General features: G+C 62.3%; 23 protein-coding genes and 1 pseudogene. 3 read left to right on the top strand and 21 right to left on the bottom strand.

All coding sequences use genetic code 11. The features are described from left to right. Window positions 1-17 precede the first annotated feature (17 nt). The 7 genes and pseudogenes from C2I35_RS18565 to C2I35_RS18535 form a co-directional block, all read right to left on the bottom strand. Window positions 18-407, bottom strand: a pseudogene (locus tag C2I35_RS18565) (IS6 family transposase); the annotation flags it as partial. A gap of 161 nt (window positions 408-568) precedes the next feature. Continuing rightward, the gene (locus C2I35_RS18560; protein ID WP_103764545.1) at window positions 569-1,528 is read right to left on the bottom strand and encodes an ABC transporter ATP-binding protein; all 960 of its coding nucleotides are present in this window, start codon (window positions 1,526-1,528) and stop codon (window positions 569-571) included. Further along, window positions 1,525-2,553, bottom strand: a complete 1,029-nt coding sequence (locus C2I35_RS18555; protein ID WP_103764544.1) for an ABC transporter ATP-binding protein — start codon at window positions 2,551-2,553, stop codon at window positions 1,525-1,527. Before C2I35_RS18555 ends, C2I35_RS18560 begins: the two co-directional genes overlap by 4 nt. Next, window positions 2,553-3,431, bottom strand: a complete 879-nt coding sequence (locus C2I35_RS18550) for an ABC transporter permease (protein ID WP_103764543.1) — start codon at window positions 3,429-3,431, stop codon at window positions 2,553-2,555. Before C2I35_RS18550 ends, C2I35_RS18555 begins: the two co-directional genes overlap by 1 nt. A 1-nt stretch (window position 3,432) precedes the next feature. Continuing rightward, window positions 3,433-4,371, bottom strand: coding sequence for an ABC transporter permease (locus C2I35_RS18545; RefSeq protein ID WP_103764542.1), 939 nt, complete (start codon window positions 4,369-4,371; stop codon window positions 3,433-3,435). Window positions 4,372-4,392: 21 nt separating this feature from the next. Continuing rightward, window positions 4,393-5,985: an ABC transporter substrate-binding protein gene (locus C2I35_RS18540; RefSeq protein WP_103764541.1), complete on the bottom strand. Its 1,593-nt coding sequence runs from the start codon at window positions 5,983-5,985 to the stop codon at window positions 4,393-4,395. 106 nt (window positions 5,986-6,091) lie between these two features. Next, window positions 6,092-8,098 (bottom strand): CocE/NonD family hydrolase, encoded by a 2,007-nt coding sequence (locus C2I35_RS18535; RefSeq protein ID WP_103764540.1) that lies wholly within the window; start codon window positions 8,096-8,098, stop codon window positions 6,092-6,094. A 112-nt stretch (window positions 8,099-8,210) separates the two neighbouring features. Here C2I35_RS18535 and C2I35_RS18530 point away from each other — a divergent pair, with 112 nt between their 5' ends. Next, complete coding sequence (locus C2I35_RS18530) at window positions 8,211-9,017, top strand: helix-turn-helix domain-containing protein (protein WP_103764539.1); 807 nt, start codon at window positions 8,211-8,213, stop codon at window positions 9,015-9,017. Between the two features lie 5 nt (window positions 9,018-9,022). On the opposite strand, the gene C2I35_RS18525 is transcribed toward C2I35_RS18530, so the two are convergent. From C2I35_RS18525 to C2I35_RS18510, 4 genes are all read right to left on the bottom strand, one after another. Then, window positions 9,023-9,214, bottom strand: coding sequence for a hypothetical protein (locus C2I35_RS18525; protein WP_103764538.1), 192 nt, complete (start codon window positions 9,212-9,214; stop codon window positions 9,023-9,025). A gap of 327 nt (window positions 9,215-9,541) precedes the next feature. Next, complete coding sequence (gene phnE, locus C2I35_RS18520) at window positions 9,542-10,342, bottom strand: phosphonate ABC transporter, permease protein PhnE (protein WP_103764537.1); 801 nt, start codon at window positions 10,340-10,342, stop codon at window positions 9,542-9,544. Continuing rightward, the gene (locus tag C2I35_RS18515) at window positions 10,335-11,075 is read right to left on the bottom strand and encodes a phosphonate ABC transporter ATP-binding protein (protein ID WP_425442944.1); all 741 of its coding nucleotides are present in this window, start codon (window positions 11,073-11,075) and stop codon (window positions 10,335-10,337) included. The genes phnE and C2I35_RS18515 overlap by 8 nt, the downstream gene beginning before the upstream one ends. Window positions 11,076-11,212: 137 nt before the next feature. Continuing rightward, window positions 11,213-12,070: a PhnD/SsuA/transferrin family substrate-binding protein gene (locus C2I35_RS18510; protein WP_103764623.1), complete on the bottom strand. Its 858-nt coding sequence runs from the start codon at window positions 12,068-12,070 to the stop codon at window positions 11,213-11,215. 102 nt (window positions 12,071-12,172) lie between these two features. On the opposite strand from C2I35_RS18510, the gene C2I35_RS18505 reads away from it, so the two are divergent. Together C2I35_RS18505 and phnF are read left to right on the top strand one after the other, a co-directional pair. Next, window positions 12,173-13,297 (top strand): alpha-D-ribose 1-methylphosphonate 5-triphosphate diphosphatase, encoded by a 1,125-nt coding sequence (locus C2I35_RS18505; RefSeq protein WP_103764536.1) that lies wholly within the window; start codon window positions 12,173-12,175, stop codon window positions 13,295-13,297. Beyond that, window positions 13,290-14,087 (top strand): phosphonate metabolism transcriptional regulator PhnF, encoded by a 798-nt coding sequence (gene phnF / locus C2I35_RS18500; RefSeq protein WP_103764535.1) that lies wholly within the window; start codon window positions 13,290-13,292, stop codon window positions 14,085-14,087. The genes C2I35_RS18505 and phnF overlap by 8 nt, the downstream gene beginning before the upstream one ends. 281 nt (window positions 14,088-14,368) lie before the next feature. Here phnF and C2I35_RS18495 read toward each other — a convergent pair whose 3' ends face one another. The 10 genes from C2I35_RS18495 to C2I35_RS18450 all read right to left on the bottom strand — a co-directional run bounded on the left by C2I35_RS18495 (window position 14,369) and on the right by C2I35_RS18450 (window position 26,396). After that, the gene (locus tag C2I35_RS18495) at window positions 14,369-16,369 is read right to left on the bottom strand and encodes a type IV secretory system conjugative DNA transfer family protein (protein WP_103764534.1); all 2,001 of its coding nucleotides are present in this window, start codon (window positions 16,367-16,369) and stop codon (window positions 14,369-14,371) included. Window positions 16,370-16,377: 8 nt separating this feature from the next. Continuing rightward, window positions 16,378-18,711 (bottom strand): relaxase/mobilization nuclease domain-containing protein, encoded by a 2,334-nt coding sequence (locus C2I35_RS18490; RefSeq protein WP_103764533.1) that lies wholly within the window; start codon window positions 18,709-18,711, stop codon window positions 16,378-16,380. Beyond that, complete coding sequence (locus C2I35_RS18485; RefSeq protein WP_103764532.1) at window positions 18,698-19,291, bottom strand: helix-turn-helix domain-containing protein; 594 nt, start codon at window positions 19,289-19,291, stop codon at window positions 18,698-18,700. The genes C2I35_RS18490 and C2I35_RS18485 overlap by 14 nt, the downstream gene beginning before the upstream one ends. Window positions 19,292-19,846: 555 nt before the next feature. Further along, a complete protein-coding gene (locus C2I35_RS18480) occupies window positions 19,847-20,053 on the bottom strand; it encodes a hypothetical protein (RefSeq protein ID WP_007120662.1) in 207 nt (68 codons plus the stop codon). Window positions 20,054-20,412: 359 nt separating this feature from the next. Beyond that, window positions 20,413-21,567, bottom strand: coding sequence for an SH3 domain-containing protein (locus C2I35_RS18475; protein ID WP_103764531.1), 1,155 nt, complete (start codon window positions 21,565-21,567; stop codon window positions 20,413-20,415). Window positions 21,568-21,722: 155 nt separating this feature from the next. Then, a complete protein-coding gene (locus C2I35_RS18470; RefSeq protein ID WP_103764530.1) occupies window positions 21,723-22,652 on the bottom strand; it encodes a DUF2493 domain-containing protein in 930 nt (309 codons plus the stop codon). Window positions 22,653-24,014: 1,362 nt separating this feature from the next. Then, the gene (locus tag C2I35_RS18465; protein WP_103764529.1) at window positions 24,015-24,656 is read right to left on the bottom strand and encodes a helix-turn-helix domain-containing protein; all 642 of its coding nucleotides are present in this window, start codon (window positions 24,654-24,656) and stop codon (window positions 24,015-24,017) included. Between the two features lie 362 nt (window positions 24,657-25,018). Then, window positions 25,019-25,255 carry a hypothetical protein gene (locus C2I35_RS21970; RefSeq protein ID WP_146050079.1) on the bottom strand — a complete coding sequence of 79 codons (237 nt, stop codon included), beginning with the start codon at window positions 25,253-25,255 and terminating at the stop codon, window positions 25,019-25,021. 377 nt (window positions 25,256-25,632) lie between these two features. Next, window positions 25,633-25,839, bottom strand: coding sequence for a cold-shock protein (locus tag C2I35_RS18455; protein ID WP_103764527.1), 207 nt, complete (start codon window positions 25,837-25,839; stop codon window positions 25,633-25,635). A gap of 188 nt (window positions 25,840-26,027) precedes the next feature. Continuing rightward, window positions 26,028-26,396 (bottom strand): response regulator, encoded by a 369-nt coding sequence (locus C2I35_RS18450; protein WP_170067259.1) that lies wholly within the window; start codon window positions 26,394-26,396, stop codon window positions 26,028-26,030. Window positions 26,397-26,531 lie beyond the last annotated feature (135 nt).

The following is a 26,531-nucleotide window of genomic DNA, read 5'->3' as shown; positions in this document are numbered from 1 at the left end:
TGCAGAATCAACGAAGCTCGCACCGTCTCTCGGGCCTGCCGCAAGTAGGCTCTTGCAGCCTTGGCATTTCGCCGCGCGGTTAGCCGAAAATCGATCAACTGGCCGAACTGATCGACGGCGCGCCATAGATAACACCAGCGTCCGCCGACGCGGATGTAGGTCTCATCGACATGCCATTGCAACCCACGCCAGGAACGATGGCCACTGTAGGCCCGTTCGCGGATCTCGGGGCCGAACTTCCTGACCCAGCGGTGGATCGTGGAGGCGTCGACCGTCACCCCGCGCTCGCTCAGCATGTCGCGGACGTCTCGGCACGACAGCGGATAACGACAGTACCAGCGCACCGCCAAAAGGATGATCTCTCGCGGAAACCGATGCCGATTGAACGGGTTCTTGCGTTGCGCCATCGGCTCCCCCATCATCAACAACACGCGGAACCTGCGCAATCGAAGAGGTTAATGCAACAGACCCCTTTCGTACCACTTTCGCGAGATAGGCTGTTCGCACGTCCTCTTGTCATTCAAGTCAGACTATAGGTCGACCTACCCGACTTCGCTCGGCGGGCATGTCACAATGGAAACAGGCACCTATGTCCACGACCGGCGTCTTTGGTCCAATTCGGCTCTGTTGTGGCGCAGGTTGGGCGCGCCCAAGGGCAGCGCGGGTGAAAATCGCAGCCCGAGGGCCGGTTCACCGGGCTCGGCACCTCGCCGTCCAGCGTCACTCTCTCGTGCCGCGCATCCGGGTCGGGCTCGGGGTTCGCGGCCAGCAACGCCTTGGTATAGGGATGGCGCGGATGGGCGAAAACCCGATCTGTCGGGCCTTTCTCGACGAACCGGCCCAGGTACATGATCGCCATCTTGTCGGTCACATGCCGCACAAGGTTCAGATTGTGCGTGATGATCACTATCGCCACGCCGCTGCGGGCTTGCACATCGGCCAGAAGGTTCAGCACCTCGCCCTGAACAGACATATCGAGGCCGGCGGTAGGCTCGTCCGCGATCAGCAGCTTGGGGTCCAGCGCCAGCGCCCGCGCCACGCCCACGCGCCGCGCCTGCCCGCCCGACAGCTGGTGCGAATAGCGCGTGGCAAATTCGGCCGGCAGGCCCACCAGCCCCAGCAAGCGCTCGGCCTCGTCGCGCCCGGCAGGCCGTCCATTAATGCGCAGCGGTTCGGTCACCAACGACTTCACCGTCAGCCGGGGCGACAGCGAGCCAACCGGGTCCTGCCACATCATCGACATGTCGGTGCGCAGCCGTGCCCACTCGCGGGCCGACGCCTCCGATATTTCCGTTCCGTCAAAGCGGATCGAGCCGGCCGAGGCTTTCTTCAACCCGATCAGCGTGCGCGCGATCGTGGACTTGCCCGACCCGCTTTCACCCACCAGCCCAAGCGTCTCGCCCGCGCCCAGCGTGAAGGACACGCCGCACACCGCCTCGAAATCATATGGCTCGCGGCGCAGCGCGGCCTTCAGACGCCCCTGCCGCGCATACCGGATGCGCAGGTCCTCGACTTCCAGAAGGCTCATGCCCTGTCCTCCGCCGGGTCGTTCAGATGGCATCGCGCCGCCTGCCCCCCGCCGGCATCGTAAAGCGGCGGGTGCTCGGTCTTGCAGCGCTCGAACGCCTTGGGACAGCGCGCGCGAAAGGCGCATCCGGCGGGCGGGCGGCGCAGGTCCGGCAGGGTGCCCGGAATGGTCGGCAACCGACGCGTCGCCTCGCGAATTCGCGCCGGGTCGCACTCGAACAGCGCCTGCGTGTAGGGGTGGCACGGGTCGCGGAACACCTGCGCCACGTCGCCCCGCTCCACCACTTCGCCCGCATACATCACCGCCACCTCGTCGCACAGCTCGGCCACCGTCCCCAAGTGGTGCGACACGAACAGCACCGAGCAGCCGAATTTCTCCTGCAACTCGCGCAGCAGGGTGACGATTTGCATCTCCAGCGTGGCATCCAGCGCCGTCGTCGGCTCGTCCGCGATCAACAGGTCCGGCCGCGTCAGCAGCGCCATGGCGATGCACACCCGCTGGCGCATCCCGCCCGACAACTGGTGCGGATAGGCATCGAGCTTCGACGCCGCATCCGGCAGTTGCACCTGCTCCAAGAATTCGATGGCCCTTGCCCGCTTCTCGGCCCGCCCGCCCTTTTCACGATACTGAATGTCCATCATCTGCTGGCCAATGGTCGTCACCGGGTTGAGCGAGGTCATCGGGTCCTGAAAGATCATCGAGATCCGCCTGCCCCGCAGCGCGCGCCACTCCCTCGGCCTCAAATGCGCAAGGTTCTGGCCGTCCATGTCGATCCGCCCGCCCGCGATCCGCGCATTCTCGGCCAGAAGACCGATCAGCGAATAGGCCAGCGTGGACTTGCCGCACCCGCTTTCGCCGACAAGGCCCAGCACCTTGCCCTTGGGCACGTCGAGCGTGATGTCGCGCAGCGCATGGATCGCCCCGCGCGGCGTGGCGAAATCCACCGACAGCCCGTCGATCCGCACCAGCGGCTCGGCGCCGCCTTCCGTTTGCCGGTCCGGCTCTGTCGCAACGCTGGATACCATCAGCCGGCCTTTCTCAGCTTGGGATCGAAGATGTCGCGCAGCGCCTCGCCCATGAAGGTGAACCCCAGTGTGACCAGGATGATCGGGATCGACCCGCCAATGACAGGCCAGGGCGAGTTGCGGATGAAGTTGTAGCCGTCGTTCAAGATCACGCCCCAGGACGGCGTCGGCGGCCGCACCCCCATGCCAAGGAAACTCAGGCCCGCCTCGGTCGCGATCACCAGCGGCACGTCCATCGACGCCAGGATCAGCAGCGGGCCCAGCACGTTGGGCAGCACATGCACGAACAAAAGGCGCGGCGTGCCCACCCCCATCGCGCGCTCGGCCAGGATGAACTCGGCGTTCTTCAGCGCCATCGTCTGGGTCCGCACGATGCGGGCATAGATCGGCACCGAGGTGATCGCCACCACCAGCATCACCGTGAACAGGCTCGGGCCGATGATGGTCACCACCGCCAGGCCGAAAACGATGGTGGGGAAAGAGCGCAGCGCATCGAAGATCAACAGCAGGATATTGTCCAGCCAGCGCGGCCCCAGCCCCGCTATCAGCCCCAGAAGCAGCCCGATGCTCAGCGCCGCGGCCAGCGAGGCCGCGGCGACCAGCATCGCGATGCGCCCGCCCGCGATGACCCGGCTGAAGGTGTCGCGCCCGATATTGTCGGTGCCCAGCCAGTGCTCGGCCGAGGGCGGCGCCATGCGCGGGCCGGTCATGATGGCGGCGGGGTCATAGGGCACGATCCACGGCGCAAAGATGGCCGAGCCGACGATCAGCGCCACCAGCACGAAACCGATCAGGCCGGTCGGGCTGGCCGACAGAACCCGCCAGGTCCGGCTCAGCACGCCGGGTTCGGAAACGGCCTCTTGCGTGGCGTCGGTCATGTCACATGTCCTCCCGCTGGCGCGGGTCCAGCCAAGCGATCACCAGGTCCGAGATCAGCGTCGCCAGCACGATGATGCCGGTGGTCACCAGCACCGCGCCCAGGACGATGGGATAGTTGCGTTCGTTCACCGCCTGCACGATCAGCGCGCCGATGCCGGGCCGGGCAAAGATCACCTCGACGAACACCGCCGCCGAGAAAAGATGCGCCACTCCCGTGCCGATCAGGGTCACGGCGGGCTGCACCGCGATCTTCAGGATATGCGAGCGGGTGATCCACCCGTCCGGCAGGCCATAGGCGCGCGCCATGCGCACATGCGGCTGGCCCATCACCTCCAGCATCGAGGCCCGCACGATCCGGGACACGTAGCCCACCCATGACACCCCGATGGCAAAGGACGGCAGGATCAGGTGCGTGGCCCCGTCCCAGAACCCCTCGCCCGCGCCGATCGCCGGCAGCCATTGCAACCAGACCGCGAAAACCAGCACCGAGTAGAGCGCCATGACGAAGGCCGGGATCGAGATCGTGCCGACCGACAGCACCCCGGTCAGCGTATCGAGCCACGTGTTGCGCCGCAGCGCCGAATAGCAGCCCAGCGCGATGCCCAGCACCGCGGCCCAGAGGATCGAGACGCTGATCAGGATCAGCGTGTAGGGCAACTGCTCGAACACGATCTGCGACACCTCGCGGCCCGTGAACACGTCCTGCCCCAGGTCCCCGCGCAGGATGTTGCCGAAGAACGTCACGATCTGCACCGGCAGGGGCTTGTCCAACCCCATCGCCTCGCGCGTTTGTTCGATCAGCTCCGGCGTGGCGCGGGGGCCCAGGATCATCACCGCCGGATCGCCCGGCACCACGTGCAGCATGAGCGTCAGGATAGAGACCGCGACCATCACGATCACGACCGAAAGGACAAGCCTTTGGGAGGTGTATAACAGCACTGGTCGCGGTCTCCTTTAGCGTCAGACTTCGCCGTCGAAGTCGATGAACAAGGGCCGCCCGTCGGGCCGCAGCGCCGGCTCCAGTCCTTCGCGGTACATCACCGGGGTGCCTTCATGGGTGATGAACTTGTAGGCCCCGGTCGCTTCCATCAGGTCCTGCATCTTGCGATACATCTCGGCGCGTTTCTCGCCATCCGCCTCGCTCAGCGCAGCGGCGTGCAACTCGTCGAACTCCGCGTTCGAGAACCGCTCCCAGTTCCAGACGCCGACCTGCTCGGTCACGAACCAGCTGGTCGCGTAATAGGGGTCGGGCAGCATCGAGAAGCGGTTCAGCACCAGCTGCATGTCCTTCCAGCGGTCGCCCTCGCTTTCCATGCCCAGCGTCCAGAAAGACCCCGAATCCTGCACGTTGATCTGCGTCTGGATGCCGATCTGCGCCAGCTGCGCCTGGACCACCTCGGCAATCGTCTTCCACACCGTGGCATTGAGCGCGTCGATGGTCAGCGGCTCGGCCGGCGGGCCGCCCGCGGCCTCCAGGTACTCGCGAGCCTTGTCCAGATCGCCCGCCACCGGAACCGACGGGGTCTCGCGGTGGCCCGGCAGGCCGGGGGCGATCATGCCGGTGGCCGGGGCCGCCTCGCCGAAATAGGCCGCGTCGATGATCTGCTCGGCGTTGATGGTGTGCTGGATCGCCTTGCGCAGGTTCTCGTCGCCCAGCGCGGGGTTGTCGAGGTTCATGCCCAGCCAGACATAGTAGAGCGACGGGTATTCCTCGATCACCGTGTTGGCGGGCACGTTGCCGCGATATTGCGCCAGCGACGACAGCGTGATCTCGGTATAATCCAGGTCGCCCGCCTCATAGGCGCGCTCGGCGGTCTTGGTGTCGTCCATCGGCAGGATGCGGATCTCGTCAAACCCGGGCGCCTCGCCCTTCCAGTCGGGGTTGCGCACGAGGTGCACGTACTGGTTCGGCTTCCACGCTTCCAGGATGTAGGGGCCGGAAAAGGCCGGCGGCTCCATCCCGAAATTGCCGCCGTTCTCCGTGGCTTCCATCACCGCCTTCTTCGACACGATATGGCCCGTGCCATAGGGCAGCGTGATGCTCCACAGCGGCTGGAACGGCTCTTTCAGAACGATGGTGCCCTCGTACTTGCCGGTCACCTCGACATGGTCCAGCGGGCCCCAGTCGCTCTTCACCGGGCTGTCATGCTCCAGCACGCGCTCGAACGAGAACTTGACGTCCTCGGCGGTCATCTCGCCATGCCCGCCGGTGAACATCAGCCCCTCTTTAAGCTTGAAGGTGATGTGCGTGTCGTCGACCTGCTCGATCGCCTCGGCGGCCTCCAGTTCCCACTCCCACTCGCGGCCGGGCACATAGCGCACCAGCTTGGAATAGATGCAGTTCATGACATCGACGTTGTAGCCGTTCTGGTAGAAGCCGGGATCGAGCGCGTCGATATCAGCATAGGAACTGACTCGCAGCACCTTGCCCGACTGCGCCCAGATGCGCGAGCCCAAGGGCATGGTGGTGGCGGCAAGCCCGGTCGCGGCGGCCCCGCGCAGGAACGCGCGACGCCCGATGCCGGGTTTGTTGGCGGTCACGTGATCGGTCATTCTTGTTACTCCCAGTTGTTTGGCCGTTTCGGCCTTTCGTGTTCGGCGCCGGAAGATCCCGGCACGGAAAGTGATTGTCCGCGCCACGCAGGGCGCGGAACGCGGGTCAGGCCAGGTCGCGCGGAATCTCGCAGGACCAGGTCTGTTCATGGGCAACCGCATCGCCTTCCCTGGCGACCAGCTTGGCGTTGATGACGAAATGCGTGGTCGTGGCGGTCATCTCGGTTTCCGTGCGGCTGGACATGCGCCAGTCGCCGCGCGACATCTCCAGGTCCCACGCCACGTGCCCCTTGAACGAGCGCCAGTCGGTGCCGGTGAACGAATAAGTTTCGACGCAGGTCGCCCCGCGGGTCAGGTCGTTGTCCTTGATCCGCACCCGGCCATCCGAGTCGACGATCCGCACCTGCGTCTCGCCCGTGCCCAGGTCCTCGCGCACGATCCATTCGGCGTGCTCCGGCTCCAGCACCTCCTTTTCCATCGGCGGCGCGCCCTTGGGCGTGCCCAGATCGCGCGGCTGGGTCACTGCATCCCTGTCGCGCACCGGCAGCACAAGCCGGCTGGCGGCGGTATCGAGCTGCAGCGTCACCGGCTCCGGCGCAGGCCAGGCCACGGGGAAATAGCTGGTCGACACCGACAGGCGCAGCCGGTGCCCGGCGCGGAACGTCTGCGCGACATGCTTGAACGGCACCGTCGCGGTGTAGGTCTCACCCGGCACCAACGCCTCGGGCGTCTCGTGGCTGTCGCGATGGGTCAGGTTCAGCAACCCGTAACTCACGCGCGTCGCCGCACCATCGGGGGCCACGTCCACAAGGCGGGCCGCCACCTGCGCCACCGGCTGATCGACCGAGAAGGTCAGTTCAAGCTGCGCGTCGCCGGCAATCTCCAGCGGCGCCTCCAGCGGCTCCGTCTCGAACACCAGGCTGCCCGCATCGTCCCGGCGCTGGTCCACGGGCTGGTCACCGGGATTGGCATAGGAACACCACTTGCCCCCCACGAGCCCGGTGCCAAGCGGCGAGCGAATCTTGAGCACACCGTTCGGCGCATCGTCCTGCCCCAGCGTCCCGTCGCGGCCCAGCGCGAACGGTGTCCGCGTCACGTTCGGCGAAGGCCAGGACGGCTCTTCCACCCAGCGGCCCTCGCGTTTTGCGTAATAGCTAGCGGGCGCGGCGTGGTCCTGCATGTAAAGCCGCAGCTGCGGCTCGTCCATGATCCCGGTCTCGGCACCCTTCAGCCACTGGTCCCACCACCGCAGCTCCTCGCCCAGCCAGTCGATCGCAGGCCCCGGAACTCCGATATGCGGGTACTTGTGCGACCACGGCCCAACGAGGCCCTTCCTGGGGCATTTCAGGTTCTCCATCAGGCGGAACACCGTCCGGCAATACCCGTCGGCCCAGCCCGACACCGCATAGACCGGCACCTGAATCAGGCTGATATCCTCGCAGACCGATCCGTGTTTCCAGAACGCATCGCGGCGCTGGTGCTCGGCCCAGTTCTTAAGCCACAGGCCAGAGCCGGTCAGCCGCTGCATCCACATCTCGCGCCACTTGTCGCCCACCAGGTCGGGGTCGGGCGGCTGCGTGTTGATGGCGAACATGTGCGACGCCCAGGATATCTGGTCGACCACCATCGTGCCGCCCATGTAATGCACGTCATCCGCATAGCGGTCGTCGGTCGAGGCGACGGACACCACCGCCTTCAGCGCGGGCGGCTGCAGCGCCGCCACCTGCAGGCCGTTGAACCCGCCCCAGGAGATGCCCACCATGCCGACCGCACCGTCGCACCAGTCCTGCGCGGCGATCCACGCGATCACATCGCAGCCATCCTGCAACTCCTGCGCGGTATACTCATCCTCCATCAACCCTTCGGACTCGCCCGTGCCCCGCAAGTCGGCGCGCACATAGGCATAGCCGCGCGCCGCGATGTAGGGCGCGCGCACCGAGTCGCGCGGCAGCGTCACGTCGCCCTTGCGATAGGGCAGAAACTCGAAGATGGCGGGAACCGGCGTGCCATTAGCCGGACGCCAGATGCGCGCCGCCAGGATGCAGCCATCCGGCAAGGGGATCTCGACGTGGCGTTCTTCAATGACGTCGTTGGGCGGTCCAGACTGATTCATGCGGTGCTTCCTTGCGTGATTCAGGCGCATATCGTTGCATGCGCAGGACCTCCTCACAATTTCGCTGGCTGACGCATGTTGACATTGAAAGTGCGTCAGGTAGCGTCATATCATGACCTCCGACCCCCTCTCCACCAATCTCACCTTCGCCTGCTCCTTCCTGCCCTCCATCGCGCTGGTCTGTCGCCGGATCGGCATCAACCGGCAACAGTTCAACAAGTATCTCTCGGGCCGCGTGCGCCCCTCGCGGCACAACATGCGCAAGATCTGCGAGTTCTTCGGCGTCACCGAGGGCGAGCTCTTGATGGAGCCTGCGCGCTTCGCCGACCTGATCGCCCTGCGCCGCCAGCCGGGCGGCGAGGTCGAGGCGACGCCCGTCGGCCCCACCCTGCGGCGGCTGAACCAGTTCTCAGCCCCCCTGGAACGCTACTGCGGCAGCTATTTCAGGTACTTCCATTCGTTCAGCAATCCCGGCCGGATCATGCGCTCCTACGCAAGGATCACCCGCCGGGACGGCTATTACCTTTGGAAGAATATCGAGCGCGACGCGGGTCCGCAGGGCGGCGCCCACGAAGTCTACAAGTACGAAGGGCTGGTGTTCTTCCTCGGCGACCGCATCAATGTCGTGGAAAACGAGGCAACCCTGTCCTCCTCGATCACCCAGATGATCCTCTACCCCTCCTACAGTGCGGGGATCGACTACCTACTCGGAATACAAACCGGCGGACCGCTGCGGCTGGGGCGCAAACCCGCCGCGTCGCGGGTAGTGCTCGACTACCTCGGCCAAAATGTCGATCCGCGCCGCGCGATGGCGCAATGCGGCCTGCTCGAGCCCGACCAGATCGACCCGCGTATCGCGCAGCTCGTGCGCAATGAATTGCCACCGCAAGCCTGGACCTTCGAGGTCGAACAGCTCTGATCGGATTAGCTTCTGTACTCATAATCAAGAATCTCAACCGGGTGAGCCTGTGATTCACTGCTCTGCAACAGGAGGTGGATCATGGCACGTTTTGAATTGAGCGATGCGGAGTGGCGGATCAACTGCTTCAGCTCGTGCCCCTCGGGACAGATGTATCGGTCGTTCTCTGCATCCCACTCGAAGTCGGCGCGGGTCATCCTTCATGCCATCATGAGGGACCGAACCGACTTCAAAGCCGCCTGACATACGTCAATCGAGGGTTCCAACAATCAGTTCCCGGCGGGAACGATGCCCGAGGGAGGGCGTAGGACACCGCGTGTATTCTGTAGCAGCAAGCCAATCATGACTGCGGTTTCAACCTTGCCAGCCTACCTCCAGCCAGCCCGATCGTCAGCCCCGGAGCTCGAAGAGAACGAAGGCAACCTCAGACATCGACGTTCAGGAGAATGACATTGATAGATTAGAGAACCGAATACGCCCTGAATGCATACGGCACCTACGCCTCATCACTGCAGTACGTGACGTCATTGAATACGCGCCCGCAGCTTGTCGGTGATGATCTCCATGACCATGACGATGAGAAAAATCGCAATAATGATCATCGAGGCGTTGCGATACTGGAAGAGGTCGAAGGCGACCTTGAGCTCCTGACCGATCCCGCCCGCGCCCACGAGCCCCAGTACAACTGAAGACCGGACCGCCTTCTCCAGAGCAAAGAGCGACGAATTGATCAGGGACGGCATGATGTCCGGCAGGATTGCGCCCACGAGGATTGAGCCGCGCCCGGCGCCAATCGCGGATAGCGCCTCCTGCGGTTCTTTCTCGGCGTCTTCCATTGCCTCGGCGAAAAAGCGGCCGCAGAAGCCTACAGTGTCGACGACGATGGTCATGGTTCCGGCAACGGCCCCGAGGCCGATCGACGCCACGAAGAGGAGCGCCCACACGAGGTCGGGCACCGTGCGTAGGAAGGACACGAAGGCCTTGATCAAGAAGTGACCACGCCCGAGGGGTGAGACACCGCGCGCGGCGCACCAGGCAATGGGAAGGCTTAGCACGATGCCGATCGCCGCGCCGACGAGCGCGATCTGGAATGTCTCAAGGATGCGCAACCCGATGCGCGACAGGAAAGCGGGCTCTGTATTGGGCGGCAGCATCCGGCCCACAAGGTTCACCATGCCGGGCACGCCATCAGCCAGTTGTCCGGGCGACGGTGCGACCTTGCCCATCGAGGCCAGAATGATCGCGCCCAAGGCCACGAGCAGGGCAAAATTCAGCGGCGAGAAGCCGGTGAAGCGGTCCGGTGCCTTGAGAGCGGGATTAACCATCGAACGTGGCCTTGAGGTGTGCGCCTGACACCTTGCTCGCAGGCCGGTCAAACAGGATCGAACCGTTTCTCAGCGCCAGAACCCGGTCGGCGTAATCGACGGCATGAGACATATCATGCGACGTGTAAAGCAGGGTGATCCCGTGATCCTCGCAAAGACGACAGAAGAGCTCCATCACGTTTCGGCCCGAGACCGGATCGAGGCTTGCGGCGGGTTCATCTGCGATGAGCAGGCGCGGTCGCCGCACGAGCGCGCGCGCGATGGCCACGCGTTGCTGCTGACCTCCGGAGAGCGCATCAGCCCGCTCCATCGCCTTCTCGGCCAGATCGACCTCTTCGAGGGCCTGCATGGCGCGGGCGCGCCAGCTCTCGGGCGCAAAACTGTGCGAGAAGGCGCGCCAGCTGCCGGCCTCGCCGAACAGGCCGTGGATGACGTTGGAGAGCACCGTCCGGCGGCGCACGAGACAGTGTTTCTGGAAGACGAATCCAGTCTGGTGACGCATACGCTGCCTTTGCGCGCGTGTCGCACGATGATCGAGCGGCTCCCCAAAACAACGCAGTGTGCCACCGGTGATGGGATGCAAGCCGATAAGACTCTTGAGTAGGGTGGACTTGCCGCTTCCGTTCGAGCCGATCAGCGCGACGCGTTCGCCAGGAGCGATGACAATATCCACGCCGGTGAGAACGGGCTTGTGCCGCTTGTAGGATTTGGTCAGTCCCTTGGCTTCGATCAGAGGTTCAGTGACCATCTGCCGCGCGTCTACGCGCGGTGAGGTCTTCAGTTCCGTTTCGGCCAGTTCCAGCAAAAACCTGCTCCGCAAAAAAAGAGACATGGCCGGAGGCAGTGCCCCCGGCCACGGGTTCGGAATGATCAGTTTCCGACGAAGTCGTTCGTGTCGACGCCAATGGTCGAATACATCGAGCGGACATAGTCGTATTCGCTGTCTTCCACCTTGGTGAGGAAGAAACCACCCTTGTATTTCTGATTGTCTTCACCGGTCAGGATCGCGGACATCAACTCGGCCGAGTGATCGACGAAGGCGGATTTCACGGCGGCGACGGTGTCTTCGTCAAGATCCGACCGCGCGACAAGGATGTCGTTGGGAAGGTCGCGGCCACGGGCTAACACGGTAAAGGACGTGTCCGGAAACGCCTCGCGGATACGGCTCAGGTGCCCTTCATTCATGCCCACCGCCTGAACGTCGCCGCGGATCAGGGCCTCGATCGCGAGATTGCGCGAGATGATCTGCGGCTGGTAGTCGACATTGTAGCTCAGGCCAAAATCGGCCAGCACCTGTGCCGGCCCGAGATGCTGTGAGGTCGAGCCGACGGAGCCGAAGGTCACAGTCTGGCCTTTGAGGTCCTGAACGGATTTGATCGGACCGTCCGATAGGGACACGATCTGAGCGTAGTAATTCGGGCGCTGCCAGGCGGTCACAATTTCTGCATCGGTTAGCTCGTGGATTACGACGTATTCGGCAGGGCCGGTCAGGACGAGGTCAACCTTGTCCTGGTTCAGCGCCTCGACGGCGGCGGTGCGAGAGCTGACCGGGAAGAGGTCGATCTCGTAGCCGGTCAATTCTTCGAGCTTCGCCTCAAAGGCTCCAAATTCCTGTTGCAACGCTTCGAGACCTTCAATGTCGGTCACGGCGAATTTCAGGGCTTCGGCAGAGGCCGGGGCGCCTGCGGCGACGGAAAGCGCGGCAGCGGCGATCAGGGAACGGATCATTGGTTTCTCCAGCATGTCTATCGTTGTGTACACAGGAAAGTCACACAAGCATCGCATAAGGGATTCGATTAAAGCTTTCGTGACACGGAGACCTTAGAAGACATGACCAGAAGTTGGACACTTAACGGCGGCGACAGGCTTGGGCCCCACGGGTTCGAGCAAACACCCCTGCACGTGGCAGACGGACGGATCGAAACAGCCGCCGCGCCGGACGCAGAGGAATTCGACGCGAGCGGCGCCTGGGTGTTGCCCGGCATCGTCGATTTGCACGGCGACGGGTTCGAGGCCATCGTCCAGCCGCGTCCGGGGGTGCATTTTCCCTATGATATTGCTTTTCAGGAGGCGGACGCGCAGATGATCTCGAATGGGATCACGACAGGGTTTCATGCCCTGACAGTGTCCTGGGAACCGGGCTTGCGGGATATCGCGGTCTCTCGAGCGCTGGTCGCGGCGCTCAACGTGGTGGCGCCCCGGCTGACCTGCGACACGCATTTGAACATCCGGTGGGAGACATTTGCGCTCGATCACGTGGACGAGGTGATTACGTGGCTGGCGAAGCGCTCCGGCGACATCCTGTCGATCAACGATCATACCAGTGCAAATCACAAGCTTGGCGAAGACAGCGCCAAGCTCCAGCGTATGGCCGTGCGGATGGGAATGTCGCCAGCCGACGCCAAGGCGGAGATCGAACGCACGTGGAGCCGTAGGGAAGAGGTGCCTGCTTATCTCGACGAGATCTGCACCGCCGCGACTCGGTTGGGACGGCCAATACTTTCACATGACGACATGACCCGCGAGGATCGGCGCGAGGGCCGCGCCCGCCAGATCACGGTGGCCGAGTTTCCAATGTCTGAGGAGGCTGCGGCAGAGGCTCGAGAGGCCGGTGAGCACGTCGTTCTGGGTGCTCCGAACGCGTTGCGCGGGGAAAGCCATAACGGCGCACTTTGCGCCACGAGTGCCATCGTGCAGGGCCTATGTACGGTGCTTGCTTCTGATTACTACTACCCGGCACCTCTGTATGCAGTGCTTAGACTTGATAAGTCGGGCGTGTTGCCCTTGCATGAGGGATGGAAGCTGGTTTCCGCGAATCCCGCCGCGGCCGCCGGTTTGGCGGATCGCGGCACCTTGGCGCCGGGCCAACGCGCAGACATTGTGGTGCTGGACAAGACCACGCGGAGGATCAGGTCGGTCTTCGTGGACGGAAGAAGGGTATTGAACCGTGAATAATCATGCAGCGCTTCTTCAGGGCGAAACCGAGTTACTTTCGCTTGCAAGACGCCCCTACGACGCGAAGTCGACAAGAGCGATTTGGTTGCAAATATACGATCGTCTCGGCATGGCGATCGAAGACGGCGTTTGCCCGCCAGGCAGCCGCCTGCCCGGCGAGGTACAACTTGCCGAGATGTTCGGCGTGAGTCGCATCACCGTGCGGCGAGCCCTGGCCATGCATCAAAGCGAAGGCACTCTGCAGGCACGCAAAGGCGTCGGCATCTTTGTGCGCCAGAACCGCCGCGCCTTCGTGATCCGCAATGACATGCGGTTTTCAGAGTCCCTGGTTGGGCGGGGGGAGGATACCACCTCACGCATTTTGCGGCTGGACCGCGGGCGGCCAAGCCCGCAGGCGCAAGATCTGTTCGGGTTGGCGCCGGAGGACGAGGTCATCGTGCTACACAGATTGCGTTTGCTGGACAGCGCCCCGATTTACGTCACCCACAAGGAACTGCCTGCGTATCGCTTCCCAGATTTCGAACGGCTGTTTCATGAATGGAATTCTGTCAGCGCGGTTTACGAGGCGTCGGGAATTCCGTGGTTCCGCCGCGCCGAGACGCGCATCAGCGGACGTTTGGCACAGCCCGAAGAGGCGGCGATCCTGGGCATCAGCGCCAAGGCCCCAGTGCAATACGTGACTTCAGTTAACCGCACGCGGGACGGCGAGGCGATCGAGTTCAATCAAGGCTGCTGGCCAATGATGAGCGTCGAGTTCGTCTTTGACAATTCACCCGAGGCCGAATGCTGAATTGAGGGAAGATGTCGACTAGCCAGGGAAGTCAACAAGCATGAAGTGGGCCGATCAGGTTGTGACAATACTGACTGTCGAGATTGCCGATTTTGGCGCCGGTGCGTATGACATTTAGGTAAGCACATGAATTCTCGCAGCTTCTCTTTTGTGAATGTCTTGGAAGGGCACGGAGTCGTCATGTGACGATTCCGAAAAAGCTTCTTGCCTGATCCGCATTGAATTTCGGCTATCATCGAGTCTTGCGGACGCGATGGCCAAGTAAGCCTGCGCGCTCCACCCTATCGAGCAACCTGCTTTTCGCTATCCCCCTCCTGCAGCATCGCTTCCATTTCACTCAAGCCATCGAAAGCGGAGCGCATCTGCGCCTCACCCACGGCGCTCACTGCCCCGGCATCCGTGACTTGGCCCCCAAAATCCATTTCCATCTGTCGCTGTTCCTCGGCGATAACGGCTTGAACGACAGGCGCAGTCTTCGTTCGGGCGACATCGGTTTGCCCTGACGATTGGCCATCAGCAGCCTGGCGTTCGGCCTCAACGTCGGCATTGGGTCTGCCTGACCCGTCCGGTGGCGGAGTCATCGGCATGGCCCGCACACTCAGTGGGAGATTCCCCTGCGCTCCCCCTCCCCCCGGCGCCGGAAAGGGCAACTCGCCCGTCTGCGCCGCATGGATCGCCTTGAACAGCCGATCGTCGAAGTACTGGATGCGCTTTGCACGGACCGGCATTTGCGCATCGATCACCATGACGATCTCATCAAGCGGCAGGCGGCGGGCCTCATCTTCGGGGAGCAAGGAGCTTTCTTCAGTCCTTGTAGACTGGCTACGGCCCTCGAAGGGGTTCTTTCCGATGGACTGCGAGCGGGTGACGACGGTCTTCGTGGTCTTGCCGACCGCCTTGCTCAGCTCCTCGACGGTTTTTTCGTCCGAGGGCGTCAGGTAGAGTTTCACGCCGGCGTTGCCCTGCAGCGCGCGGCGGGTGTTTTCACCGTAGATTTCATCGAGAGCGGGGATGGTCTGGGTGACCACTGCCAGATGACCACGATAGGTCCGCAAGGTCTCGATGCTCTCGACCACGATGGGCATTTTGCCGAGGCGATTGAACTCATCGAGCATGATCATCACCGGCCAGGGCTCGTCGGGGCCGGGATCTTTCTCCTGCATGGCCGAGAGGAGATCGGAAAAGAAGAGGCGGATTAGCGGCGCCAGCGGCTTCACCATCAACGGCTGGACCACGAGATAGACGGAGAAGGGCTTCTTGCGGATTTTCCGGAAATCAAAATCCGAGACCGCCGTCGCCTCATCGATCGCAGGGTTCTGCCATTGATCGAGCCCCGAGGTCATCAGGAGCGAGACGTAGGAGGTCAGCGTGTCGTTGTTGGTGGAGGCGAGCCGCGTGAAGATCAGCTTGGCCGCCCTGTTGTCGACCTCATGGCCCCGCGCGAAATACTCCTTCTGCTTGTTCCCGCCAGACGCGGCGATGCGATAGATCTCGCCCAAGGTGGGGCGCTTGCGTTGGAACGCCAGCAGGCCCGCCGCCACGAAGAGATCGATCCCGCCTTTGAGGAGGCCCTGCACCCGATCGTTGTCGCTTTGCAGAAAGAGCGTCGCCAGAAGCTGCAATTCCATCTGCTGGCGCGCGGGGTCTTTCAGTTGATAGATGCGCAGGAGTGGATTGTAGCGATGCGTGCGCCTGCACTCCCAATCGGTGGGGGCAAAGCGATAGACCTTGTCACCCTGGGCTGCGCGGTAGCGGGCCGTGGCCTCGAAACACTCGCCCTTCACATCGAGCGTCACGGCGGAGCCTTGCCAGGTCAGCAGGTTCGGAATGACAAAGCCCGTGGTTTTGCCGCGGCCCGTGGGGGCCACTATCAGCGCATGGGGAAAGACCTTCGAGCAGATGTATTTCGCGCGGGAGCCCGGCGCCCCAAGCTTGCCGAGGATAAATCCCGTGCCGGGCGCTCCGAAAAACCCGTTGGCCTTCATCTCGCGGGAGGTCTGCCAATGGGTCTGGCCAAAGCGTGTGAGCGCGGACCCCGACAGGGCGAGGCTCAGCATCAGGCCGGCGGCGGCGAAGCTGCCGATGATCAGGTGGATGAGTTGGGCGTCCTCCGGGCGGCGATCGAGGATCGCCAGATAGTTCTGCGCGATATAGGCGAAGTCGATCTCGGCCCCGAAACCGAGGTCCTGGTAGCTCAGCACCGCCGAGGCGATGGTGTAGCCTATGGCGGCGGTCACCAGCGTGACGAGAAGCACGCCGGTCGCGATCCGCGCCTTTCCCATGGCGGCGCTCAATGGATTTGTCCCCGCTCGGTCTCGCCATCCACGTCTGTCGCGCGGTGTTTTTCATACTCGGCGTCGGCGAGTTCATCGGCCACCTGGCGCAAGGCGTCCGTGTTGGCCGTCGCAGCATCCGATTGCAGATAGACCTTGGCGACATAGAGCCGGTCGAGACGGTCCTCGAGAACCTTGTTCAGCGCATCGGCATCGCCAGATGTGAGCCGCTCGATTTGGCGGTTATCCAGTACCCGCGCGATCTCGGTTCGGAAAGCATCCCGCTCCGCCTCGGTCTCGAAGGGCGCGGACAACTCCCCCGCCCGCTCATGCTCCAGAACACGCGTAATCTCGTCTGCAAGGCGGTCGGCACGGTCAGACTGCGGCGCAGTTTCATCTCGGGTCGCTAGACGTTCGTCACGCGTGCCAACCCCAAGCCCCTCGCGCATCTCGGTTTCGCGGCGGACCTGATTGATGGCCTCCGTGTCCCGTATCTCGACGACGGCCGCATAGGTCGCGCCGAGACCACGGGCGAGGTGGGCCGGCATGTCCGGATAGCGCGCGCGCAAGTCATCCGTAACTGCGTCTACAACAGGGGTGCGGGCATCGCGCCCCTCCATGATCCGGTCGACCTCGCGGCTGATTTCGCTGGCGCGGGCCGCATCGGTGATGGTCTCCCTGTAGGGCTCTGACCGGTCGATCACATCGCCAGGACGTGCAAGCAGCTCCGGGTGTGCGTCGAGATACGCGCGCTGCTCCGCTTCAATCCGGCGCTCTGCCTTTGAGACCACCTCCCAGTCCCGGTCCTCGATCTGCTGCGCTGTCAGGCCGTCGGCGCGCATCTCCTGCAGGATTGTCCCTTCCATCGCCCGCACCGCGTCCTCGTGATAATGGAACCGCTCGCTGACCGCTTCCTCCTCAACGACCCCATCCAGGCGCAGCACGTGCTCCCGTTCCAGAAGCGTGCCAAGCTCGACATGCACATCGTTCAGGATGTCGCGCGCCTGTTCCAGATCGGCGCGGCGTTCGAGGTTCAGATCGCGGGCCTCGGCCATCTTGGAGAGGTCATCGGCGATCCATTGATGCTCGAGCGCTGCATTGGAGGCCCCGGTTTCGATCCGGGCCATCACTTCCGATGTGCTGATCCCCGTACCCCGCAGTGCTACGTCAATGCGCGATCTCAGGTCCGGCTCGGCCAAACGCTCAAGCTGGCTGGCGTCGATATTGGCCTCGGAATAGATCCCGCCCTCCGAGGCCGCCTCGGACAGCGTGGATGATCGCAAACCGAGAGGCTGCATGTGCTGGACCTGCGTCTGGATCTCGATGAGGCGTTTTTCCAGCGCGGGACGTTCGGCGTCAGACTTCTCGGCGATCATGCCCTGCACCCTTGCGAGCTTCTCCGCATAGAGGCTTCTCAGGTCTTCGAAATTCTGATCCTCGGCCATGTACACATCTCCTGTTCGATCCACCTGCCCGCCCCGCGCCAGCACCTCGCCCGCGCGGAAGAGGGCTGCGGCAATATCCTCGCGGGCCTCGCGCGAAGCCTCCGCGGCAAGCGAATGGTAGACGGTTCTGGTGTTGGCTATCTCCGCCAGCGTCCGCGTCAGGTCGGCCCCCACACGTTCGCGCTCGCGAGGCGCGCGCCCCTCGTCTTTCGCCGCATAGACCTCGCGGGTCCGGGCGGGGTAATGCACGACACCGCGGTCCACCCGGCGCGTGGCTTCGAGACGCACGCCATACTTTTCCGCCTCCTCCACCATGGCGAGGCGGAAGTCGTCATAGTTGAAGCGGTGGTTGCGCCCCAGAAAGAAGAACTCGCCTTCCTGCGAGCGGCGGTTCAGCACCAGGTGCGCGTGGGGATGATCGCGGTCCTCATGCACCGCGATGATGTAATCGAAATTCCCCGCGTCGGTCTGGAAGAACCGCTCGGCCACATCCGTCGCGATGTCGCGTACATCCTCGCCCCGCGTGCCGATGGGGAAGGACATGAGCATGTGGGTGGTCTGACCAAGCTTGGGTTTGAAGCGCGCGTCCCACCGCTTGGCAAAGCGCTCGGTGAGGTCCTTGATGTCCTTCGCCTCGAGCTTCGTCTTGCCATCGAGGAACCCGCTACTGTCCACGATATGGGTGGACTTGGTGGTCAGATAATCAAGCTGGTTTGCGAGTTGCGATTTGGTGTGCGTGCCCCCACCCCGGATCGCCTTGAAGACCGCCGGCCGGTGCCCTGCAGCCGCGCGCACAAGCTGGCTCTGCTTGGCCACGTGCAGCCCCTGCATCGAGCCCCGGATCCGACTCCACCCGTCCCGGAAAACCTCGCCCGTGACGGCATCGACAGCATCATTCAGCCGCATGGGCAAACTCCCTCAAAGCGGCAGTAGCCTCGAGCTGCATCGCGTCCCGACGGCGGCGCAGAAGCAGATCGATCTCGTCAGCAGAATCCAGAATGAACCGCGCCAACCCGCGCATCTGCGCAAGGCGCAATTCGGAGAACTCGGCACTCGTGCCACCATCAGCCCCCTGCCCCTGCCGGTTGGCCTTCGTCATCTGCTTGGCGATCTGGGCGACACCGTTTCCGACCTCATGCAGCGAGGCCCTGTAGCGTGCCATCTCGGCCGCCATCTGCGCGTCCGGCACGAACACTCCGCCCGCCGCCTGGATGAGCCGCCGCAGCCCCTCGGCCCGGCTCTCGATCCCGGCAGCGGACAGCACCGCGTCGAGGGCTGCAAGCTCCGCGGCCGTCACCTTCACACTGACCGCTGAAACCGGGATCGCAGCATCCGTCTGGCGCTCGGCATCGGCCTTGAGCGTGTATTGGATCGCCCGCGGCGACACGCCGAACCGCTCCGCAAGAGCAGATTTGGTCACACCTTCCGCAGCCTCGCGAACGATCTCCATGCGGTCCGCATCTGTGAGACGTTTTGAGCGCGACATGCGAAGAAAGACCCCCTATTTCCTGCCACCTTCCACCAAGGCTGCCCCACCTTACGATAATATATCAATCTGTCAATTATATACTTATGTTGCTTGCAGTCTCAGGCAGCCTTGGTGTCCGCTTCCCCCGCGGCCCGCAGGGGCGCGGGCCTGACCCTCACCACAAGAACCCCACTTGTCACATGGGGCCCCTTCCCCAGCACCGCCCGAGGTCTGGCCGAACACGCATGTGTTCGGACGGAACCGCGGGCGGGCGCAAACCCCACCGACAGGGCGGACAGGCAGGGTCAAGGAGGGCCAGATTTGGGCACCAGATCTCTGCCGCAAAAACCGGGAGGCCCTGGCCGATAGGTTTTTGCGGATGGCCCCCTTGAGGCTGTCTGCCCGGTCTGTCGCGGCCTGATCATTCCGGGGGAAGAGCGTCCTTTGAATGCGCAGCGACCGGCGGCTTCGTTAGGTCGCCTCGGGCGGTCTGACCGCCGGACCCGGCATCCCTGGAACAGGGATCGGGCCGCCCCAAGATCGTCCTGGGGCGGCCCATCCTCGTCAGAGGATTTAGTCCTGCGGGTCCTTTGCGCTCGGCGGGAACATCACCAGCTCCGAGACCGCGACCGGGAAGTCGAGCTTGAGGCTGAAGAACTCCGAGCCGTCCCCGTTGCGGGTGTTGCGGAACATGGCGCCCACGCGTTGGAAGCGGGTGCGCTCCTGGCCATCGGTATCGGTGAACTTGACGGGGACGGTGGCGACGTAATGGTTGGTCATTTGGCTTACTCCTTGTTGCGATGGGGATCTGCCAGCACGGGGGCGAGAGGCCCGGTCGCAAGCGCAAATGCGGAGGGTCCGCGGCCCGGCCGTGGAAGCCGTATTTGTGCTTGCCGGAGCGTCAGCGGAGGGCACGATTTGGCCGACCCCGTGCGATCCACATGCATAGCAAAAAAGGAGAGACCCGAATGTGTGCCACCACTTTGAAGCCGCCATCGAACCCGTCGATCGTGACCGAAGATGGCCTGGTTCGTTCTGATCCAATGCATCTGGATAGCGATCCGTCACGCTCGCGATGCGGCGGGTCAGCGTTCCGCCGCGCGCGAAGATCCGTCGTCTGTATCGGATGGGCGCGTCTGTTATCGGCACCAAGGTTGAGGGCGTGGGGGACAGCTGGTGCGGCCACAGCGGTACGGCACGGCCAGATCTTCAGCAATGAGCGTGCTGCCGACGTGTTGACCGTCAACGAACAACAAGCCACAGAACCGCCCGAAGTTGCACTGATCCGTACCCTCTGTCCCGGGCCGGCAGGAACAGGCCACGCGCTCAAATTCTATTGACGCCGCACCCCGCACCAATTGACCAAGACGCGCGGTCGCGCGCTCCCCAACCTCACGCTCCGCAGCGCAGGCGGGTCTCCATGTCTCAGGCGCGTTAAATCCAACGAGACGCACGTTTGCTGGCAAGCCTGGAACATCGATTGTGTCACCGTCAATGATCCGAACATCGCTGGCGCGAAGCGACCGGTCCTGTGAGGCGGGTCGCTCTGTTGGCGGCGCGACCAGTGACAGGAAACTGGTCGCCATCCAGCCCGCACCAAAATTGGATCGAATTTCTGTCCACTGCCCTTCTTCGCGAAGCTTTTCGACGCGGGTTCCCTCGCTCAAGACACCCATCACGGCGTTTGAAGTAGACGGTCCAGCACGTTGATTGACACGTGTCCCTGTCACATAGACGTAAGCGGCGTCGGCAGTTTGCGATGAGGGAACCGCTGACGGACTGTAGGGAGTGGATCGCGTGTTAGATGATTCAAACAATGATCCAACCAATGCGAAGAATCCGACAGCGATCACCAACGGCAGCATGATTTGGCGTTGAGCCTTGCGCACGGCACGCCGAGGTGCATTGATCGCGCGGGTCACGGAGACCGGACGGGATCTCGCCTGAACGGTTCCGGTACTACGCTTTAGTGCTGGCTGAGAAGTTCTGTCGTCGGCAGATGACCTTGTCTGGGCCGGTTTTTCCCGTTCCAGTTTCAATACTTTGTGCAGGCTGGCATACTGCGCTTTGCTCAAGCGCGTCTCCGTCCCATACCGCTGAAACCGTTCAGCCATGTTCGTGAGAAAAGACACTTCCCAATCGTTTGCCTGCCCGGACCGCAAACGCGCATCAATGCGCGATTGAATCTCTTTTGTGCGTTCCGGGGAAAAAGGCATCGAGGAAAAACCTGGGCGGGTATTGAACTGCGCAACAGATGTCTTCTGCCACACGGCCACATTAAGCTGTAACTGCATAGAAATACCATCCAGCCACTCCCGAAACCAGATTGGCCGGATTGCGATCACCAAGCCTATCGATGCACATCGCTGGAGCTCACTGTGACACCGCCGAGGTTCGTAAACATCTGGGAAAACGACGAAAAGGCCGCGCCAAGCGCGACCCTCTCTCTTCAATCCTGCGACGCCTTCTTCGCCGGGTCGGCAACTCGCATGACCGTCAGGCCTTTCGCTTCCGCCTTCTGCCCGAGGTTCAGCGCGACCCCGTTGCCACCGAAGAGCACAACTCCCGTCGCCGCGAACTTGTCGTCCAGCATTTCGTCGTTGCACTTGAACGGTGCCGCCCGCCCGTGCGCGGACCAGCGTGGATCGAAGCGCGCCTGCGCGACTCCGCGTGCCCGGGCCCACCGAGCCGCAATCATCTCCGCCCCGTGCTTGCCACCCTTGTGGCAGAGGAAGATTTCCTGATTGCGGTTCTGCTTGATCCGTTCGCGAACCTTGTCGAGCGTATTGAAGATCACATCGACATCGGTCCAGTCGGTGGCACCCGAGACGATCAGGGGCACCCCCTCGACTTTCGACTTCTCGGCGGTTTCCCGATCATGCTGCTCGAGGAGCTGCCGCGCCTCGAAGACCGCCCCGGTCTCTTGCGCCCGGACGCTTGCGCGCGAGCCTGCCGCCGGGATGAAGGCGTGACCGGTCTCGATCTCGTAGCATTCCGCCGCCGCCTCGCTCATCACCTCGATGGCGCTGACGACCTCGCGCAGCTGCAGAAAGCGCGCCTGCGCCTCCTCAATCGCGGTCTCGGCGATCTCCGATCCGTCGTGGGATTTTGCTAGCGCGCCGATCTTGTCGGCGGTGCGGTCGACCTCCTTGCCGAGCGCCACCTTGCGGCGCTGCAGGATCGTGGCGAGCCCATGGGCCAGCGGTTCGATTTCGCCTTCAAGGCCGGTCCCGCGCAGCGGGCCAAGCAGAGCCTCGAAGCTCTCGCGGATGATGTGGTCGGTCAGGATGTAATCCTCCGGGATCGGCAGGTGGGCGCCTTTTTCCGTTAGCCCGAAAAGCTCAATGGTCTCGTAGGTGTTTGCGGTGTCGTAAGCCATGTCTGGTCTCCAGTGTTCGGTTGTGGAGCCACCACGTGAGTGTGGGGGCATGGCCGAATGCCTGGTTTCCGAATCTGCCCGGGTCAGGGACGGCGCAGCCGCCGGCTTGCCGGGCGCAAAAGTTTTCCGCGTGCAACTCCCGACACACGCGCGCGCTCACGCTCGGGACCGCCCGGCGCCACAGGCCCGCCCTCGCCGAAAAGTTTTGCGATCCTTGACGCGGGCTGATTTGGGAGCCATCCGGAGGATATGCTTCCATGCTCATGTGTGTGTGTGTTTTGACGGTAGGATTGCCCGACCCGAGCAGGCAAACGGCCCGACCGGACGCGGAAGACGGATGAAGCGGCGGGATCGTTTTGCCCCGCAAAACAGACCAGAGCGCAATCCGGCGGAGCGGCCGGGGAGGGACGTGCTCGCGAGGCGGGCAAACCGGGATGCCAGGCGCAGCGCCGCGGTGAGGCCGCATGGCCGAATGCGCGACGGACCGAAGGGCCGTTCTCCCCTGCGACACGCGAAGCCGAGCAGGGTAGGCCGCAAGGCTTAGCCCAAGGGTGATGTGCGGGCGACGCCGCTGCCGATTACAGGGATTCCTTGTCCAAGCTTTCGCCGAGATGGGCGGGAAGCAGAAGTTCGCTGCGGGCCGCATGAACGTCTGCTTCGAGGCCAGGTTGGGCGGGCATCTGTTGGTCGCTACCCATTCCCGAAAGGCACCCCAATCCCGACTCCGCGTCTTCTTCTGGGCTGCACAGATCGGAACCGAGCGTGCCCGAACACTGAGCAAGGCAGGATCAATCCACCGGTATCTGACTGTTTCGATCTGCAAGGTAGCCCGCAAGCGCATGTGCCAACTCGCATCTTGCTACATCTGAACGCTCCGAAGCCGGTTGAACGTCCGTCTACCAGCCCCTGCGTGCTTTCACAGCTCCCCTTGAGCGGTCGCCGGCAGCTTCATGTCGGCATCAATGTCTCGGTTTTTGGGAATCTGCACTGGCTCAGCTGGAAGGGCCTTTGCAGGCCGAGCGCGATCAGAGCGTGCGCGGCGCGGTCGCTTGCGAACCAGCACAGCGAGATCATCGGGTTGAGCGAGAAATCGGCGCCCTCGACGGCGCGGTGTACGTTGCGGCCAGCCAGATTTTGCGGAAGTTGCCATGGCCTGGCCGGGTCGTCCCGGTTGTCCGAGCCAGGATTGCTCTCTTGGTTGTGGTAGGTCTTCGTGCATCGGCACGGATTTTATGGAAGCCGGTAACAGATTTGTTGAAAATGCTCGCTCTACATTTCTGTCACCGATTTCAACGCAAAGCGATATCGAATTGAGGAGTAATGGGGATAGAAGCCAAAAATTTTCGGAACCACTCGGATTCTCTAGAGCGCTTCCCGGATCGCGTCGCGCAGTTCACTATGCATCACCCATAAGGCGGCAGTGTCCGTGTCTGTCTCAACACAGTAACCCAGTACTTGGCGCGCATCTTGCCGGTCATTGGCCCTGTCGGACTGTATCTCCACGCCCAGAAAGTCTGAAACCAGAGAACCTGCTCTCTTAAAGGTCCTTAGCACCGTATCTTGCGATTTGTACCCGGCAGCTCTCCCGAGAGCAGCCAATGACATGCCGCGTTCGCCCGCGATTGCGTGGGCTTTGAGCATGGCCACCTGCGGCTCTGTCAGGCTTGTTTGCCGGAGCGCCTCAATGAATTCTTCCTTGCTGGGAACAGCGGTTGCGGACCTTTCCTCCCATCTTCGCTCTTCAGTGTGTTTCTTGGAGCGAGATGTCAGGACTTCTTTCAAAGCCTCGACAGCATCGGCTTCCGAAGTACCGCTTGCTTCGGCTATCAACCCCTGGCTATTGGAACTCGACTTTGGAAATGCGCGCGCAATGAAGTCGCCGTTCAGACGACCGGCGCGGATTCGGTAGTGTCCAAACTCATCCTCTATGATCGTACCAACGTCAGTAGCGCTACGGACGGATTCTTTGCTGCCTCTTTGCTTTCCAGACTTTTTCTTTGACACTTTTCTTTCCTTTTTCCAGTGCGGCTCATGTACCGAAAACGGCGATGACCAAGACACAAAGCACTGTGAGCGACAGAGCGACCAAGAAGCTTCGTTTGAGATTCAACAATCTGTTTTTGTTCCTGCCTTTCCGGAGGCTACTGCCCAATCGGTCATTGAGTGGATCTGGCTGTTTTCTTTCGAAATCAGCGGACGCCTTTTTCCGGGTCATGCTTTGGCCTGTTTGGCCAGAATTGAAAGCAGACATCCAACTCGCTCAAACGGTAACCAATAGCTTCGGAATACCTTGCTCTGTGCATCTATTCGAAAGGACAATCTCGGGCCTCCGAGAGGAACGATATCAATCTGCGCAAGCTCGATGGTCAGCCTTTGGCCCCTTGATCGATAGCAGGCGTACTTGGGGCGCTTGTCTTCGGCTTCACTGGCGCACTGCGCTTACCGAACTTCCGGTAAGGCTGCTTTTTTGCCGGTTCACTCAAAAACTCTTTCAGATCCAGTTGTTTCTTCGGTGTCGAGTAGCCCATTTTGATTTCTTCCATAAAGAATGACGGCGGCACTTTTTGAGCATTGCCCGGCCAGCATCGCCAAGGAGTAGACACGTCTGAATGTATGTCCGCAGCCGACGCCCACGTCTTATGAGGTGCTTGCCCCGGCTGCGCTTCACTAACCGCTCCCGACAATAGTGATTTTGTGTCGGAAGCGTTGGACGCACGATTGAAGGAAGTTGGAACTCAGGTTTCCCGTTATTCCTGGCTTCCAATGTCGCGTGACTCTCGTGCCATCCTAAGCTTCGCAGTCTTGCGCGAACGCTCGCTGGCTTCGGCCTCGATGATCAACTTGGCTGCCGCTGTCGTTTTGTCCAGCCGAGTGGCTGGCGCGGCGGGGACGTCCTTGAATACGCTCGAAGGCGTAAGGTGCCGGCCACCATTGCCAGTCTGCGGTGGAACGGCTTTGAAGACGTCCTCGAGGGAAAAGCTCACGCGAGTTCTAATGCGTTGGCGGACTCGCGCCCGTCGCGGCCGGTCTCGGTCTCGAACTTGACTTTCTGGCCGTCGTCCAGGCTGCTGATGCCAGCACGTTCAAGCTCGGAGATGTGAACGAACACATCCTTGCCGCCGCTATCCGGCTGAATAAATCCAAAGCCCTTGGTTGAGTTGAACCATTTCACGGTGCCATTGGCCATATCCGTGTACTCCTGTTTAGGTGCTGCCCACAGGATGCGGCAGCCCGGCAAAGTCAGACTGAATCGATCAACTGAGAGCCGGATAAACGGAGGCAGCGGTTCGAAGGGAACAACATAAGCTAAAAACACCTATGGTCTCTCTGATCAAAATACAACCTCCAATACTTGATCCCGGCCTGCAAATTGCATCAAGCCGTCAAAAATGCTTCCATAATGCATGACAAGTCGTCGGTGTTCACGGGCTTGCTTAGAAAGCGACTTCGGCAAGGCATTTCTTCTGCGTTCGGTGGCAGATTTCCCGACAGAACAAGAATATGGCACTCTGGCAATTGGCCTCGAACGTCAAACGCAAGCGCAAGACCATTCATTGCGCCAGGCATATTGATGTCTGTCACGAGCAGGTCAATTTTGGTCAACTGCAAGAGCACACTGAGCGCACTACTGGCGTTGCACGCTTCTGAAACGCTATGGCCCCAATCCGTGAGTATGAGGGCCATATCCATGCGGATCAAAGCCTCATCTTCAACAAGAAGTATATTAAGCCTTGGGAATTTCATGGTGTGCGCTCCTCGGCAACCGGCGCATGAATGTGGGGCCATCCGAGACGCGTCTGTTAACTTTCATGTACCATTAATGGTTCCAGACAATCGCAAATCGAGAAATATTCGGGATTAATTAGTGTGGGGCGGATA

Source organism: Roseovarius confluentis, assembly GCF_002917925.1.
GTDB lineage: Bacteria > Pseudomonadota > Alphaproteobacteria > Rhodobacterales > Rhodobacteraceae > Roseovarius > Roseovarius confluentis.
The sequence above is the reverse complement of the archived record's forward strand: the minus strand, read 5'-3'. Positions and strand labels throughout refer to the sequence as shown.

What these genes read in the sequence shown, in the direction of transcription:
- C2I35_RS18535 (WP_103764540.1), bottom strand. Translation starts at nt 8,098, where the DNA reads ATGAATCAGTCTGGACCGCCCAACGACGTCATTGAAGAACGCCACGTC.
- C2I35_RS18505 (WP_103764536.1), top strand. Translation starts at nt 12,173, where the DNA reads ATGACCAGAAGTTGGACACTTAACGGCGGCGACAGGCTTGGGCCCCAC.
- C2I35_RS18455 (WP_103764527.1), bottom strand. Translation starts at nt 25,839, where the DNA reads ATGGCCAATGGCACCGTGAAATGGTTCAACTCAACCAAGGGCTTTGGA.
- C2I35_RS18510 (WP_103764623.1), bottom strand. Translation starts at nt 12,070, where the DNA reads ATGATCCGTTCCCTGATCGCCGCTGCCGCGCTTTCCGTCGCCGCAGGC.
- C2I35_RS18560 (WP_103764545.1), bottom strand. Translation starts at nt 1,528, where the DNA reads ATGAGCCTTCTGGAAGTCGAGGACCTGCGCATCCGGTATGCGCGGCAG.
- C2I35_RS18470 (WP_103764530.1), bottom strand. Translation starts at nt 22,652, where the DNA reads ATGGCTTACGACACCGCAAACACCTACGAGACCATTGAGCTTTTCGGG.
- phnE (WP_103764537.1), bottom strand. Translation starts at nt 10,342, where the DNA reads ATGGTTAATCCCGCTCTCAAGGCACCGGACCGCTTCACCGGCTTCTCG.
- C2I35_RS18480 (WP_007120662.1), bottom strand. Translation starts at nt 20,053, where the DNA reads ATGACCAACCATTACGTCGCCACCGTCCCCGTCAAGTTCACCGATACC.
- C2I35_RS18450 (WP_170067259.1), bottom strand. Translation starts at nt 26,396, where the DNA reads ATGAAATTCCCAAGGCTTAATATACTTCTTGTTGAAGATGAGGCTTTG.
- C2I35_RS18495 (WP_103764534.1), bottom strand. Translation starts at nt 16,369, where the DNA reads ATGGGAAAGGCGCGGATCGCGACCGGCGTGCTTCTCGTCACGCTGGTG.
- C2I35_RS18540 (WP_103764541.1), bottom strand. Translation starts at nt 5,985, where the DNA reads ATGACCGATCACGTGACCGCCAACAAACCCGGCATCGGGCGTCGCGCG.
- C2I35_RS18550 (WP_103764543.1), bottom strand. Translation starts at nt 3,431, where the DNA reads ATGACCGACGCCACGCAAGAGGCCGTTTCCGAACCCGGCGTGCTGAGC.
- C2I35_RS18555 (WP_103764544.1), bottom strand. Translation starts at nt 2,553, where the DNA reads ATGGTATCCAGCGTTGCGACAGAGCCGGACCGGCAAACGGAAGGCGGC.
- C2I35_RS18530 (WP_103764539.1), top strand. Translation starts at nt 8,211, where the DNA reads ATGACCTCCGACCCCCTCTCCACCAATCTCACCTTCGCCTGCTCCTTC.
- C2I35_RS18490 (WP_103764533.1), bottom strand. Translation starts at nt 18,711, where the DNA reads ATGCGGCTGAATGATGCTGTCGATGCCGTCACGGGCGAGGTTTTCCGG.
- C2I35_RS18485 (WP_103764532.1), bottom strand. Translation starts at nt 19,291, where the DNA reads ATGTCGCGCTCAAAACGTCTCACAGATGCGGACCGCATGGAGATCGTT.
- C2I35_RS18525 (WP_103764538.1), bottom strand. Translation starts at nt 9,214, where the DNA reads ATGACCCGCGCCGACTTCGAGTGGGATGCAGAGAACGACCGATACATC.
- C2I35_RS18475 (WP_103764531.1), bottom strand. Translation starts at nt 21,567, where the DNA reads ATGCAGTTACAGCTTAATGTGGCCGTGTGGCAGAAGACATCTGTTGCG.